Here is a 15,516-nt window from a genome sequence, read left to right on the forward strand (position 1 = left end):
CTAAAGGCGTTGCTTAGAAATCGTAAGTCACAGACAAACGAATATCTCGTCCAGCTTCTTGCGGACCAATAACGCTTGGGAATACTTCGCTGTAGTCACCCACACTTGAATGGTCGATATACGCTTCATCAAACAAGTTCGTTACCACCAGATTTAAGCGAAGGTCGTTTGTGACTTCCCACTCGCCATAAATATCCACTAGGGTATAGTCTGCTTTGTTAAGTGAATAAAGCGAGTCGGTCCAACCGTTTTCCAAGGCCTGATGTAGTGTATCTATGTTGATGTCGTCAACCATAGTGATGTTAAAGCCAACGCTAATGTCAGCAGTAACCGTGTAATCTGCACCAAGTACCCACGTATCACCGCGACTATTACCTAAGCCAACAAACTCGTATCCGTTAATATCGATGCTGTTATAGGGTACGCTGTACAGATCTTCACGAGGCATCAATTCAACATCTACGCTTGAAAACCCAAAGTACACGTCAACAGAGTCCCAGCGATACGCAAGGTTAAACTCTACGCCAGATGATTCTAGGTCGCCGATATTATTAAATACCGAGTTTCCTTGATAACCGCTAAATAGCACATCATCAATAGTAGATTCATAGGCGCTAAGGCGTGCATTAAGGTTATTCGCGCTGTATTCGATTGACGCTTCAATATTAGTGACAGTTTCAGGCACCACGTCACTGGCAACAACGGGAACGTCCTCACCATCATATAAGTATTCGTCAAGCGTGAAACCATCACCAATTTGCTTACCGCGCGCCGCTTCTGCGTAACCAAGACCAAGGGTCCAAGCTTCGGTAAGCTGATATTCAAGACCGACGTTAAAGCTAAGTTCATTGTCGTCTAGTCCAGATGGCTCATCAGTAACGGGTGTGCCGTAATAGTCATCGATCAAGATTTGTTGCTGAAAATCAAAGTCGTCATAACGAACACCGTAGCTCAACAACAACTCTGGAGTGATATTGCTATGAGCTTGCGCGTAAATACCCATTACGCTGCCTTCTTCTGCGTTCTGCACAGGACCTACGCCAGGACCACTTTCTACCTCATCTTTACGATAGTCGATACCGTAGGTGAATACGTGGTTTGAAATGTCGGTGGTGTTTCTAATATCAAAACCATAGGTATCGATATCAGACAAGAAATCGAAACGGCCGCCGCGGAACGATGATGAAGTTTGGTATGCCGTGGCTTCTAAGAAGACCAATGCACTGTGGTCAAAGCGGTAGTTCGCTACGTAGGTATCACGCTCTGCTTCACTAGGATAAAGTGGAGCACCTTCTAGTACTACCCAGTTAGGTCTTGCCGAAAACTGACCCTCTTCATCGCGCTGCTCTGCACTTATTGAAAGGTATTGATTATCCGCAATGTAACCACTGGCTTTAAGGAACATGAGATCTTGATCTGCGGCAGTACCCAGCACTTCGTTGCCGTCGCCATCTTCAAAGTTATCTCTGTCAACCGTGCTGTAATAACCTAGCAAGCCCCATGAATCACTTAGCTTTCCATAAAGGCTGCCGCTATATCGGGTGCCTTCGTTTGAGAAATAACTCGCTTTTACTCGACCACCAAATTGTTCGTCGCCTCTCAATAAATCTTGCGCATCTTTGGTTTTAAAGCGGATTGAACCACCAATGGCACCTGGGCCACTGGTTGCTTCACCTGCACCAGCCTGCACATCGATTTGCTTCAAAAGATCGGGATCTAGCGTTACGCGGCCAATGTGGTGAAATAGGGTTGAGGTTTGTTGCGCGCCATCTACGGTTACATTCAGGTAGGCATCTTCTAGTCCACGGATAAAGATTTTCTGCGCTACACCTACTGAACCGCCAACGCTGACCGACGGAGACTCTCTAAAAACATCAGCTAAATCGTTTGCCTGAAACTGCTCAATATCCTCGGCAGTAATGCTCAAGTTAGTTGCTGCGCCTACCACAGCAACTCGCTCTATAGACTTGGTTTCTTCATTCTGGTTTTCTAGGGATTGCGCAAATACTACCGGACTGGATAGCGTGCATACTGCACTGGCTAAAACTAACTTTTTCAAGGATGTCTCCATTTGATAATCAACAATTACAAATAAGAAACATTCTCATTAACTTTAGTCTAAATGGATAGCACTTTTACATTTGTTACAATTCTCTCAGTTCTTCGCTGTCAAAGACTCACGCTCATTGTTGTAACGTACTTTCTGGCCTGCACGCAGACGTTCAGCTCCTCTCACCACGACCGAGCGCTTCGGGTTCACATCGCCAAACACTTCAATTCTATCGCCCATGCCCACCCCGGTTGTCACCTTAACCTGCTCCGCTTCATTATTTTCATTGAGCTGATAGATAAAGGTTCCCGACTTTCTTAGTACCAGTGCATCGCGGGGTATGGTGACACCATCATGAGTATCGCTGCTAGGCAACGCCACGCGCACTGCACTGCCTATAGGAAAGTCACCGGGGTTGATGGCAATTCGTAGCTCCATCATGCGCGATGTACTGTTGCCTACCGGTACAATGGCACGAATAGATTCTTCTACTTGGTTCACGTTATTGTGAACGCTAACGCTCATGCCGTTAGCAATATAGGGTAATACGTTGAGCGGTGCGCGCACCTGAACTTCAACGCTATCAGGGTTTACCACGCGAAGCAGGGTTTGCCCTACCCCAGTGTATTCGCCCGGCGACTGCAGCCTTTCAACCACCAAAGCCGTAAAGGGAGCACGAATACTGCTTTGTGCTATCTGATACTCGGTGAATTCTAAATCCAATTTGGCTTGCGCTAACTCCTGCTTAGCATTTTCTAAGTCAGCTTCCACTTCCTCTAACTCACCTCTGGACGTGTTTTGACTGGCCTGAAGGTTTTTGTACCTCGCGAGACGTTTGGTAAACAGTTCAACCTGCGACTGCCATCTGGCAATATTTGAGGCATTTTGATTGCGGGTAATACTTAAGCGAGTATCGTCGACTTTAACTAAAGGCTCCCCCGCTTTTACCACATCACCTACATCTGCCATCCAAGTAATGCGACCGTCTACCTCAGAGGCTAGGTTCGCATCGATAACGCTAAGTACCGTTCCAGGAACCCAGGTAAGTTGTGAAATCGCTTGCTCTCTGGCTTCATCTATTTGTACCAGCACCGGCGGTGGTTGATTGCTATCCTGTGCTTGTGCGCTCAACGATACACAGCTTGCAAATAAGGTAAACAAACTAAGGGCGAGAGTAGAAGTCGTTGCTTTCATGGTTGTCTTTTCCTTACACATGATCGTTGTATTTATTTTGTTTTGCGGTGGATGAGGTAGTCGGCGAAGCGCCAGTGCTCTCTATGCACTCGGCCAGGGGTTTGAGTATATTTACAGGTGACTTTGAAGCCGTCATACGCAGCAAGGTAGGCAGTAATAGCAAGGTGAATATGGTACTCACCGTCATTCCTCCCACAATAACAGCCGCAAGACCTCGGTAAATAACGCTGCCTGCACCTGGTAGCAACAGCAGGGGCAGCATGCCAAAGATTGAAGTCAGCGTGCTCATAAAGATAGGCCGTAAACGTAGTTTGATGGCTTGTTCTACCGCGTCATCACGGGTCAGCCCTTCTTGCTCTCCTATACGAGTCTGATGCACGAGTAAAATGGCATTGTTCACCACAAGCCCTAGCAAAATAATGAAGCCAATCATGGTTAACAGGTCCATGGGCTGGAAGGTAAAGATGTTCATGATACGAATAGCAATCACCCCGCCCACCGTGGCTAGCGGAATAGAAAGTACTACCAGCACGCTGTCTTTTAACGATTTAAACAACCCCGCCATTAACAGCAGTAGCAACACCATGGCAAAAAGAAAGTTATCAGCCATCGAGGCAATAGCGCCTTTTAAGCTATCCGCGCTACCACCATAATTAATAGCGCCATCGGTAGGCATCATGGCCATAATGGCAGGTTCAACCTCAGAGGTAATCACTTTCATGGCTTCTTCTAAACTCATACCCTCTGGCGGATTTACGTTTAGCGTAAGGGTTCTTCGACCATCAATGCGCTGAATACGACTTGGCCCTACGGCTCTTTCAATACCTACCAGTTCGCCTAATTGCACCACCTCGCCTGATGGCGTCATGACTGGCGTGCTATTTAAGTCTTCGGGTGTAAACCAGGGTGCTGAGCGAAAGATAATATTCATGCGTTTGGTGCCATCGAAGTACTCCCCCACATACATACCATCACCCATGGCACGTACCAGGTTCCCCATACTGCCCCGATTTAACCCGACTTCCATCATTCGGCTGTCATTAGGGTAAAAGCGTAGCTCTGGTTCGGCTTGCTCTAGAGGAGGATTCGAACGCGCATTAGCGTTAGGGAAAACTTCTCTCAATTTATCTAAACCTGCTTGCGCAGCGATGCCGAGCATGGCTTGGTCGGTACCTTGAAGATGAATGTCGATTGAGCGACCGTTTCCAAAGCCGCCGAACAAATTGCCTTGTTGTGAAAAGGTCTGTGTATCCGGCAAATCCTTTAAAATTTCATCGCGAACAATGGCTTCTAACTCTTTGACCTTAGACTGATCTTTAGCGCGCACACCCAAATTGCCGCCATTTGGCCATGTGATAATGTAGTAGTTTTTCAGCGCTGGCTGCTTTTCTCCGTCCATATAGGGCTGCAGTCGCTCAACGATAATTGGCATCACTTCTTCACTAATAAAGTTTTCACTGGCACCCGCAGGCAAACTTAAGAAGGCGTCAACAGCATCGCGTTTTACGGGCGGCAAATAATCCATGGAAGGCATAAGCAAAACACTACCTGTAATAGGCACGCCCATGAGTGTTATGACTAATAAAAGGCGGCGAAGCGGCGTACTTGATAGCGACATAATAGCGCGGGTTATCTTAGCCCATACCCGCTGTAAGCTATCAGCTGGCATATTGCCATTAAGGTATCTAGCGGCAACAACAGGCAATACCGTTACCGCAACCACTAGCGACATACACACTGCAATGGCAATGGTAAGAGCGAGGTCAGCAAACAATTGCCCTTCAACATCTTCCAAAAACATGACGGGAATAAAAATAGCAACGGTGGTGGCTGTTGACGCCATGAGGGCACCAAACACTTCTTTCGTTCCCCGATGGGCACAATCCTCCATGTGCGTTTGTGAATTTGGGTCTCTATTTTCGATTTCGGCTTCGGCGCTCTTGCGCGTTCTTACAATGTTTTCCAGCACGACAATAGCGGCATCTAGCACCATACCTACCGCAAAGGCGAGTCCTGCCAGTGAAATGATATTGAGCGAGCGACCGGTAAGTTGAAGCACCACAAAAGTGCTAAGTAGTGAGATAGGAATGGCCAATGCCACAATGAGCGTTGCCCGCAGCTGACGCATAAAGAGCCAAAGCACGGCAATGGCAAGCAGCACGCCTATAAATAAATTGCTGGTAACTAGCTGCACCGCTCTATAGATAAACACTGAGGCATCGAAGCTTTGCGTCATTACTAACTGTTCAGGGGCCAAGTCCTGTTCGTTTATTTGTGCAACTTTTGCTTTTACGGCTTCTAAGGTAGCTAAAACATTGGCGTTGTTTTGTCTGTCTACGCGAATAGATATAGCCGGATTGCCGTTTTGCACACTGTAGTTTGCACCGTCAGCGCGGGTGATTTTAATTTCGGCAATGTCATTTAGAGTGATAGGGCTGCCGTCTCGCCATTCAAGGATCATTTCACCCATTTGCGTAGGCTCGTAGCGACCTTCAAAACGCAGGGTATAGCGTCTTCTGCCCACATCGACAAAGCCGCCTGAAATATCATTCGCACGCCCCAACTCGTTGGCAACTGCCGTTAGGTCAATGCCTAACTGCGCCGCTTTAAACGGATCGAAAACAATTTGAAACTCCTCAACGCCGCCAACACCGCTTTCCATTCGCGCCCTTGCAACGCCCGGGATGGATTCAAGCTGAGGTTTAATGACATCGGTAAAGAAGGTTACATAGGTATTAATTTCGTTTGGATTGCCCGGAAGGCGCTGAAGAAAAAAGTAGGTCAAAGCGGGGGCGTCTCCCCCACTTCCAGCAAGCATAATATTAGGGGACAAGGCATCGCGAGGTAGTGGCGGTACGCGATTCATGCGGCTAATCACTTCAATGAGCGTTTTCTGCATGTCCGTATCTAAACCAAACTCTAGATTAATCCACGCATTACCTTGGTTTGCCCATGCATTCATCGACTCAAGGCCAGGGATCCCTTGCAGCACTTCCTCTTGAGGTTCAATGATCTCCGACTCAATTTCTTGGGGCGACGCAGCGCGCCACGAGGTCTGGATATTAATATTCGGTCGTTCAATGTCAGGAAACAGCTGTACCGGTAAATTAAACAGGCTATATAGACCTAAAAACACCAGCAGTGTTATTCCTATACCTACCCCAGTCGCGTTTTTTATTGCTTGCTTAGTGATGTCCATAATATGGCACTTATGCTTTTTATTGTTTGGTTTACTATAGGTCGCAGGAATGACAGAAAAAGTTTAAAGCCATGACACTAAGAATTTCAGCGATTATTAACATTTTGTTTAAATGCCGTTTAAAAAACGTTATTTATCGCAGATGAGTGGACCTCAAAAATACGCCATTTGTCGGCGCTGGACATATTTGCTTACACCCACCGTTAATTAGGCGTCGCGACGTGGAGTGAGGGTAGGGATATTTTTAACTCGCCCTTCGGGAAGGTTTGGCAAGCATCACTATGGGAATTTAAAAAGCAACGGCCATTCCTACATTCCCACGCTTTGCTAGGAAACTTACCAGCACCTTCTGGGTGGGCAATCATCTATGCGGATTGGTATTGTTCTTTAAGTATCGAACAAAAATTTAGAGCAAAAAAAAAGCCGCTCTAGGAGCGGCTTTTTTCAAATACGTCAGCGATTACGCTTCAGCAATGATGATCACTTTGATTGAAGTGATAACGTCAGAGTGAAGTTGTAAGTCGATGTCATACTCACCAGTTTCACGAAGAGTACCAGTAGGTAGTTTAACTTCTGCTTTTTGTACTTCAACGCCAGCTGCAGTGATTGCATCAGCGATGTCACGAGTACCAACAGAGCCAAATAGTTTACCTTCGTCACCAGCAGGAGCTGCGATTGTAACTTCAGCAAGCTCAGCAACTTTTTCAGCGCGTGCGTTAGCAGCAGCTAGTTGCTCAGCAATTTTCGCTTCAAGTTCAGCACGACGTGCTTCGAACTTTTCAACGTTGTCTTTAGTTGCAGGAACCGCTTTACCCTGTGGGAAAAGGAAGTTACGAGCGTAACCAGACTTAACAGTCACTTGGTCGCCCAGGCCGCCAAGGTTGGCGATTTTATCTAGTAGGATGATATTCATCTTAGCTAACCCTTATATTCGCCAAATTACTTGTGTGAATCAGTGTACGGAAGCAACGCAAGGAAACGTGCGCGCTTGATCGCAGAAGACAGCTGACGCTGATATTTTGCGCTTGTACCAGTAATACGGCTAGGGACAATTTTACCGCTCTCAGTGATGTAGTTCTTAAGAGTAGCGATATCTTTGTAATCAATCTCAGTCACACCTTCTGCAGTGAAACGGCAGAACTTACGACGTCTGAAAAAACGAGCCATGGGTGATCTCCTTAAGCGTTGTCTTCAGTGGTTTCAGTTTTCTTTTCCGCGCGATCTTGGCGAGGAGCAGAATCGTCACGACGCTCACGACGAGGCTCTTCTTTCATCATTGGAGAAGGCTCAGTCACAGCAGTCTTAGTGCGCATAACCATGTTACGTAGGATCACGTCGTTGAAACGGAAAGCATTTTCCAATTCATCAACAGCTTCTGCAGACGCTTCAGCATTGATTAGTACGTAGTGGGCTTTGTGCAGCTTTTCAATTGGGTAAGCCAGTTGACGACGGCCCCAATCTTCTAAACGATGAATCTGACCACCGTCTTGCTTTAGGATTGTGGTATAACGCTCGATCATACCAGGTACTTGTTCACTCTGATCAGGGTGAACCATAAATACGATTTCGTAATGACGCATTATAGCTCCTTACGGTTGTAGCCTCGACAGTACAGCCGACTGTATGGAGACAAGGAACGAATTGGGATGGCTGTAAGGGCGCGCATTATACGCAGCAGTTACTAATTGCACAAGCATTAATCACCTTTAGAACAATCATTTGCCCTTTCCCCAAACACTACGCTCAGACATTTAATCAAAATACTGTTTATTTATACAGTAAAATACTGTACAGTTTTTGTGTCTTTAATAAACAGGGGACCTACCATGGCCATTACCACACAGTATGTTGTTACGCACAAAGGGGTAGAAAAATTGGTAACTACCGACAAAAAAGAAGCCGATCAGTATGACAAAATGCTCGATGCAGCAGATAACCTTGCTGACTACATTCATGCGAAGGGCATCAAGCTAGACGATAGCGTAGTGGAAGAGCTCACCATCATGCTGTCTAAAAACAAAGATAAAATCAGTAAGATTTTCAAAGGCGCTACCGCAGAAAGCGTATTAGAAGATGAAAGCGCAGAAGTGGTAAAGCTACAAGCTAACGGCTGATAATTTAGGCGCGCCTCTCTTTTGCGTCGTTATGATGAGCAATTAATAAGAGCAATTGCCGCTTTAGGCTGATGAGATCTGATAGCATAGCTATACGCAAAAATGTTATTTGATAACATTACCTCAACGCGGCAATGTGTTTTCTCTGGTTTTTAACTGGGTGAACAGACGTGTCGCTTTTGCTAATGTGAACATAAGACGTAAATACAGGTCGGGCTTAGCGTGAATACCACCAATAAAAAAAATAGCACTCACTCCCAGCGCAACGCAGTGTCTGAAGGGCACAACGCAGTGAATAAAGAGCGCAATACAGCGATTGAAGTTAGCAATTTACAGTTTTCGTACACCAAAGAAAGCCCCCCCATCATTGACATTAAAGCGTGGCAAGTTTCGCAAGGTGAGCACGTTTTTCTCTCAGGGCCTTCGGGTAGCGGAAAGAGCACATTGCTCAATTTGCTGTGCGGAACATTAACTCCAACTCAGGGCGACATTGCCTTATTAGCGCAGCCTTTCTCCGCATTATCGAACCGACAGCGGGACAAGTTTAGAGCACGCAATATCGGCGTTGTTTTTCAACAATTTAATCTTATTCCCTACCTTTCTGTGGCACAGAACATTAATGCGGCGGTGTATTTTGCAAGTACAAACGTCAGCAAGACAGTATCAGACGCAAAGCTTCGTCATTTACTGGACAAGCTACAGCTGCCTTCTCACGTGCTGCATGCGAAAGCTGACGCATTGAGTATTGGTCAGCAGCAGCGCGTTGCCATTGCCAGAGCACTGATTAACGACCCACAATTATTAATTGTCGATGAACCTACCTCTGCCCTAGATACCGATGCCAGAGATAGTTTTATGTCGCTGCTAAAAGACGTTGCAGGTGAAAGCACCATGATTTTTGTTAGTCACGATAAAGCCATGGAGAGTTATTTTGACCGCCACTGCAGCATGAGTGAATTAAGCCCAAGTACAAACCACATAAAAACGCGAGGCGATGAAGCCCCAAAAGCACAGGAGCGTGCGTAATGCTAAGTACCATTGCTATTGAAAGCTTAAAGCGCAGGAAAACAACGGCAATCCTCACACTTTTAAGCATCACCATCAGCATTAGTTTACTTTTGTGCGTGGACATTATTCGCACCCAAGTTAAAACCAGTTTTACGCGCACCGTTTCTGGTGTTGATCTTATTGTTGGCGCACCAAGTGGACAGCTTAATTTACTCCTGTCATCAGTGTTTAATATAGGCACTCCCACCAAAGGTATTGAATATAAAAGTATTGCGGCGCTTCAATCTAACAAGCAGGTATCGTGGCTTATCCCACTATCTTTGGGTGATACCCACAGAGGTTTTAGAGTAGTAGGTACGACCAACAGCTTTTTCGACCACTTTAAATACGGTGATATGCAATCACTTGAAATGGCAGCAGGCTCGGCATTTACGCAGCCACTGTCTACCGTTGTTGGCGCAGATATCGCCAAATCATTGGGGTACAAGGTAGGGGATAAGATTATTATTTCCCATGGTCTGGGTAGCGTATCGTTCAACAACCATGATGATCACCCTTTCACTATCTCAGGCATAGTTAAGAAAACCGGTACGCCCGTAGATAAAGCCGTATACGTTACCCTACAGGGACTTGAAGAAGCCCACACAGGACCTAAACATTCCCCCACCTCAATGTTAGGCCGTAAATCTGCTGACAAGGCGCAAGAGCATGAGCATGAGCATGAGCATGAGCATGAGCATGACGAGCATACAAAAGAACATGCAGTTTACAATAGCGAAGCGTTTACGCCTGAGTCAGTATCCGTGGTGATGCTGGGGCTTAAACATCGGGTAACTGCACTGCAGCTTCAGTATCAAATTAATCAAAGTAAAAAAGAGCCGCTAATGGCTATTCTACCGGGCATGGCACTCGCAGAACTTTGGCAAATTATGGGAAATGTTGAATCGCTATTGCTTGGCCTTTCCGGTCTTATCGTCATCTGCGCGCTAATTGGGCTTGCGACTATGCTGCTGGCAACGATGAGAGAGCGTTATCAAGAAATCGCCGTTTTACGAACTATAGGCGCAGGACCGTTTACCTTACTGCTACTCATACAGATTGAAGCGATGCTGCTTACGATTGTGAGTGCCGCACTGAGTTTAGGCTTGGTAGCTGGGCTTATGAGCGCACTAAAACCTTGGTTAAGCAGTACCTATGGATTGTTTTTGAGCAGCCCGCTGTTTGGACAAAGCAGTGTCATTATCATTTTACTGATACTGGGGTGCACATACTTGGTTTCACTATTCCCCGCTGTGGCGGCCTACAGACGCGGCCTACACGCGGGACTAAACGCGAACTCATAAATACCCACGCCTATAGCGTTATTTCGGGTATTAAGTATTCTATTTAGCCCCACATCTGTGCGCCAATAGGCAATAGGTCTTTTAATGGAGCGAGCTGGAGAGAGTATTACTCTCCCACTCGCTTATCTGTACTGAAACGCAATATTAGCTCGTGAACCTGATTAACCGTTGCGCGCAAATCGTGGCTTGCTGCAAGCGATGCTTCAGATGAACGCTGGGTTTCAGACGCGCCGTCAGCGACTTCTACTAACTGCTGGTTAATATGCTCTGCCACCGTGCTTTGTTCTTCTACCGCTGAAGACATCTCTACCGTGGCATCAGCGATACCTTTCACTGCATTGTTAATTTCAAACAATGCACCTCGGGTTTCTTCTACTATAGCGCTGCCGTGCTCAGCTGAAGCTAGCCCTTCCGTCGATACCCTTACAGCTCGATCAGAACGCTCAGCCAATTCATTAATGATGTTGTGGATTTTATCGGTCGATTCGCGAGTTTTCGAAGCTAAAGTACGAACCTCATCGGCAACAACCGCAAAACCTCTTCCTTGTTCGCCAGCCCTTGCAGCTTCGATCGCAGCATTAAGCGCTAACAGGTTAGTTTGCTCAGCGATGGTCGAGATGATATTGGCCGCTTCGCCAATATCGCTGGTTGACTGAGCCAACTCTGTCACTGTGGTAGAGATAGACTCAACCGCCTCGCGTAAGGCGACAATCGCCTGCATGGCTTGTTCTGCTTTTTGGTTGCCTGTCTCTACATTAGATGCCGCTGTCCTTGCGCTCTTTGCGTTACTTTCTACTCGTTCGGCAACTTCTTGAATCGCTTGACTCATTTGCGTTACCGCAGACGCAATTTGCTGTGTAGCTTGATTTTGCTGAACAACCGCGGCACTGGTGCTTTCTGCTTGTTGATGCGTGGTGTTAGCAATTGATTCGAGCCCCGCTGACGCATCTTTAATTCGGGTTAATGCCGTGCGATTTCTGGCAAGTTCACACCCCAGTGCAAGTTTGGCTTGGCTTATGTGAGGGGGGTCTGGGAAGTAGGTTTGTGCCACCGTTTCATTAGCGTAGCTTTCTGGGCTAAGAGAAAGCAGCGCGCCCCAGTCTTTTCTTGTCTTGGCTTCTTGAGCAATCATTAAAACTATAGCTCCAAGCAGCGCAATACCTGCCGCTGCCCAACCATGGGTAAACGCGAGTACTAAAACAAGTAGGGCGCTTAACAATATTGCTGGCGCCATGTGCATTAGCCCTTGCCCCAGTCGCGACATCGGTGATACCGCAGATTTTCCTTCCTGCATTCTGGCGTAAACACTAGATGCGCGTGCTATTTCGTCATTTAACGCCGGCACTCGAACAGATTCGTAGCCTACTACTGATTTACCTTCATAAACGGGAGTCACAAACGCCGAAACCCAATAGTGATCGCCATTTTTTCTTCTGTTTTTAACTAACCCAATCCAGCTTTGCCCTGATTCCAAAGTACGCCACATTTCTTTGAACACAGGAGCAGGCATATCTGGATGACGGATAATGTTGTGATTTTTACCCATGAGTTCTTCACGACTGAAGCCACTTGCTTCTACAAATGCGCTATTACAATGCTGGATTACACCGCGCTTATCGGTAGATGAAATAAGACGATGATGTGCGGGAAACTTGTACTCTTTCTGGGTAACTGGCTGATTATTTCTCATTGGGTGCTTTCTCCATGTAGCAAAGCAATCATCCGTTAATCGTAGGAAATGTTGCTTACCTCCTAAGACTAGAACATAAACAAATTCTGTCTAGCAGGAAGAAAAAATTAGAGAAATTCTATATTCTATCAGCTATTTAGGAAAGCACTTTATACTTTAGGCTAGAGGTAACAAAACGGCAACGCGCGTACCCTTTCCTTCTTCGCTAGTGATATTTATCTTTCCGTTGTGCTCTTCAACAATAGTCATGGAAATAGACATTCCCAACCCTGTTCCCTCGCCGGGTGGTTTAGTTGTAAAAAAGGGCGTGAATATTCTATCCAGTGTTTCTTTCGACATACCAATACCCTCGTCTTCTACGATAAGCATGGCGCTTTCGTCATCTTGCTGCACTTTTAGTGTTATGGACTTCCCTTCTGGTGTTGCATAAATAGCATTGGTCACAAAGTTAACCAACACCTGCTGAATCTGTCCTGCATTACCAAGGAAATAGACATCCTTATCGGGTACTTCTACATTAAGTTTGTTTTTGTACCTGTGCAGGTTGTTCGTTAGCTTGATCACCGTGTTCATGGCGTCAATGGCACTAATTTGTGTATGCTTTCCTGAACCAGGATACGAAAAACTTCGCAGCGCTTTTACAATTTCAATAATACGTTCAATGCCCTCGTGAGATTCATTGAACATCTCTGTAATTTCGCTCGCACTTTCTTGTAGTGAAAAGCGTTTTTCCAGCGCCTCGAACTGCGACTCTACCTCTCCACCAGCAGTGCGACAAAGCTTGCCTATTTCTTCTAACGCGTGTTGATAATCGCTAAAAATTTCTTTTGCAACCACCGTATTGCTTCGAACATAACCGATAGGGTTATTGATTTCGTGTGCTATACCCGCAGCAAGTTGCCCCAACATCGCCATCTTGTCTGCACTAACCAGCCTTTCTTCTAGAAAGTCTCTGTCTTTTTTAACCGAACTCAATTCTATTTGCCGACTGGTGAGCTCAGTTTTTTTGTTCTGGTAACGAGACGTAATGTTTAGATAATGTTTGGTGGTATCAAGAACGTGTAGCGTTTCTTCTTCTAAGTGATCGTCTTTGGTAAGCAACACGAGCCAAGCGAATTCGCCGTCTGCCATTTCATGCATAAAGTGAAGTAGCCTTGCTTCTTCTTTTGTATCTGGTCGCTGCACTGCATTAACGCACCAGTGGGAATAGCTCTCGCGCAGTGTCAGAGGGGTTTCGTCTTTGAGAAGTTTGGCGAGCTCGGGAGAGCTATACCATCCATTTTCGTGAGATAGCACCTGGCTATCATCCCCCACCGTTAGCGCTTCACCTTCTACAATAAATGCTTTTCCACAATGGGCACCGCTAAATTCGACCGCCGATTCCAGCGCAGAAAATATAAAACTCTTACCCGGCTGAGCATTTGAAAGCTGTGATGCGGCACGGTTAAGGTACAACAACTCCCTTTCCCGCTGTTTTGAATCTTTTAAGGCTTTTCTTAGCGCTTGATTCGCTAAGTAAGCATCTTGTGAGTAGGTTTCAAGAAAAGACTCTGCGTTTTTACGCGCTATTTTTTGACGTTTAAGCTGTCGTTCTAAAGAGTTAACGCGGGCTTCCAGCGCTAGAATGCGCTCTTGTTCGGTGGAATACGATGTTTCACTCACCCAAAAGCCCTCCGTTTAGGGCGCCGCTATGAATTCGGGCGCCACGCTTTTCAATAGGGCCAGTTGAACCGCAAGGCTCTACGGGCGCTAGTTAACTAGCCTATCAAGTAGTGTTAGTACTCTCTCACTGGCTTGTTCCATTTCCATAAGCTTAGCATCTGCCTCAGCATTGTTGCCATTTTGTTTAGCTAGAACGGCAGCGATACCGCTACTATGCACTTTTGCATGCGGCGCTTCAATCTCTCTGAATGCCGTTGTTTGGCCAATTGCTTTGTTAGCATTGTCACTATACCACTGCCCAAGGCGGCAGTTCTTATGATCGCCAAAGTCCGCCACAGATTTATTGCTGTAGCCGCACAGCACTGCATAAACCTCGGCCTTCCACACTACATGATCCAATTTTACTGTTTGAATGAACGTAGCAATTGCGCCTTCGCTAATGGTGGACTTCATACTGTCACAGTGTTGCACCATAACTTCGTAGCTGCCATTTAGCTGATTAATGCCGGTCTCTAGCTGCTCGTTGTTTCCGCGCAGTTCATTGACACCTGAAACCGCTTTGGAAGTAGACTGAATTATACCGTTCACCAACTCAGATACTTCTGTTGCTGATTTGTTGGTTTCTGTCGCCAATGCACGTACTTCATCAGCAACAACACTAAACCCGCGGCCTGCATCGCCTGCTCGCGCAGCTTCGATAGCAGCGTTTAGCGCAAGTAAGTTAGTTTGGTCAGAAATACTCGTAATAGTAGTAACAAATTTATTAATGTTATCTGCTGTTGTTGATAGCCCCGATATACGTTCGCTCATGCTGCCCATTTGGACATTAAGCCCGCTCATGTCGGTAACAATTTTGCTTAATGTAGTCGCAGAATCACTAAACAACTCATTAATATTAGCAACAGACTGGTTCTCAGCATCGATACGTTGATAAGTAGCCAACACCGTTTCACGAATACCTTCTAATTGACGCATTGCATCAACGATGCACTTCATTACAACGGAATCGTTCGACGATGCATGCTGGCCGTTTGCAGCCTCAATGGCATTAATGAGTTCACTATTTTCTGCCTCTAAAACGTCAATTTTGTCTAAGGCTTCTTGCACTCTTGCTTCTAGTTTACGTACTTGCGCTTCTTTTTCTTCGTATTTACTGCGAGATACAAACATGTGTGGTTACCGATATGTTTTTTATAGAGTTATTTTGTTCAGATTAACAGATATCCAGACCATTTAACTATTAGTCTGAAGTAGCG

General features: G+C 46.0%; 12 protein-coding genes. 3 read left to right on the top strand and 9 right to left on the bottom strand.

The window, feature by feature from the left end:
• Positions 1 to 13: 13 nt before the first annotated feature.
• The 6 genes from MASE_RS17925 to rpsF all read right to left on the bottom strand — a co-directional run bounded on the left by MASE_RS17925 (position 14) and on the right by rpsF (position 8,023).
• Complete coding sequence (locus MASE_RS17925) at positions 14 to 2,059, bottom strand: TonB-dependent receptor (RefSeq protein ID WP_014951117.1); 2,046 nt, start codon at positions 2,057 to 2,059, stop codon at positions 14 to 16.
• A gap of 96 nt (positions 2,060 to 2,155) precedes the next feature.
• Complete coding sequence (locus tag MASE_RS17930; RefSeq protein WP_014951118.1) at positions 2,156 to 3,244, bottom strand: efflux RND transporter periplasmic adaptor subunit; 1,089 nt, start codon at positions 3,242 to 3,244, stop codon at positions 2,156 to 2,158.
• Positions 3,245 to 3,257: 13 nt separating this feature from the next.
• Positions 3,258 to 6,443 (bottom strand): efflux RND transporter permease subunit, encoded by a 3,186-nt coding sequence (locus MASE_RS17935; RefSeq protein WP_014951119.1) that lies wholly within the window; start codon positions 6,441 to 6,443, stop codon positions 3,258 to 3,260.
• A gap of 460 nt (positions 6,444 to 6,903) precedes the next feature.
• Positions 6,904 to 7,356, bottom strand: a complete 453-nt coding sequence (gene rplI / locus MASE_RS17940; protein ID WP_012519953.1) for a 50S ribosomal protein L9 — start codon at positions 7,354 to 7,356, stop codon at positions 6,904 to 6,906.
• A gap of 26 nt (positions 7,357 to 7,382) precedes the next feature.
• Positions 7,383 to 7,610: a 30S ribosomal protein S18 gene (rpsR, locus tag MASE_RS17945; RefSeq protein ID WP_012519954.1), complete on the bottom strand. Its 228-nt coding sequence runs from the start codon at positions 7,608 to 7,610 to the stop codon at positions 7,383 to 7,385.
• Between the two features lie 11 nt (positions 7,611 to 7,621).
• Positions 7,622 to 8,023, bottom strand: a complete 402-nt coding sequence (rpsF, locus tag MASE_RS17950) for a 30S ribosomal protein S6 (protein WP_014951120.1) — start codon at positions 8,021 to 8,023, stop codon at positions 7,622 to 7,624.
• A 246-nt stretch (positions 8,024 to 8,269) separates the two neighbouring features.
• Between rpsF and MASE_RS17955 the strand changes: the two genes are divergently transcribed.
• The 3 genes from MASE_RS17955 to MASE_RS17965 all read left to right on the top strand — a co-directional run bounded on the left by MASE_RS17955 (position 8,270) and on the right by MASE_RS17965 (position 10,908).
• Positions 8,270 to 8,557: a YebG family protein gene (locus tag MASE_RS17955; RefSeq protein WP_014951121.1), complete on the top strand. Its 288-nt coding sequence runs from the start codon at positions 8,270 to 8,272 to the stop codon at positions 8,555 to 8,557.
• A gap of 222 nt (positions 8,558 to 8,779) precedes the next feature.
• The gene (locus tag MASE_RS17960) at positions 8,780 to 9,583 is read left to right on the top strand and encodes an ABC transporter ATP-binding protein (RefSeq protein ID WP_014951122.1); all 804 of its coding nucleotides are present in this window, start codon (positions 8,780 to 8,782) and stop codon (positions 9,581 to 9,583) included.
• A complete protein-coding gene (locus MASE_RS17965) occupies positions 9,583 to 10,908 on the top strand; it encodes an ABC transporter permease (RefSeq protein ID WP_014951123.1) in 1,326 nt (441 codons plus the stop codon). Before MASE_RS17960 ends, MASE_RS17965 begins: the two co-directional genes overlap by 1 nt.
• Before the next feature lie 106 nt (positions 10,909 to 11,014).
• Here MASE_RS17965 and MASE_RS17970 read toward each other — a convergent pair whose 3' ends face one another.
• From MASE_RS17970 to MASE_RS17980, 3 genes are all read right to left on the bottom strand, one after another.
• Positions 11,015 to 12,598, bottom strand: coding sequence for a methyl-accepting chemotaxis protein (locus MASE_RS17970; protein ID WP_014951124.1), 1,584 nt, complete (start codon positions 12,596 to 12,598; stop codon positions 11,015 to 11,017).
• Positions 12,599 to 12,754: 156 nt separating this feature from the next.
• On the bottom strand, positions 12,755 to 14,260 hold the full coding sequence (locus tag MASE_RS17975; RefSeq protein WP_014951125.1) for a sensor histidine kinase: 1,506 nt from the start codon (positions 14,258 to 14,260) through the stop codon (positions 12,755 to 12,757).
• 87 nt (positions 14,261 to 14,347) lie between these two features.
• A complete protein-coding gene (locus MASE_RS17980; protein ID WP_014951126.1) occupies positions 14,348 to 15,430 on the bottom strand; it encodes a methyl-accepting chemotaxis protein in 1,083 nt (360 codons plus the stop codon).
• Positions 15,431 to 15,516: the final 86 nt, after the last annotated feature.

The sequence above is a fragment of the Alteromonas macleodii ATCC 27126 genome, from assembly GCF_000172635.2.
Lineage (GTDB): Bacteria > Pseudomonadota > Gammaproteobacteria > Enterobacterales > Alteromonadaceae > Alteromonas > Alteromonas macleodii.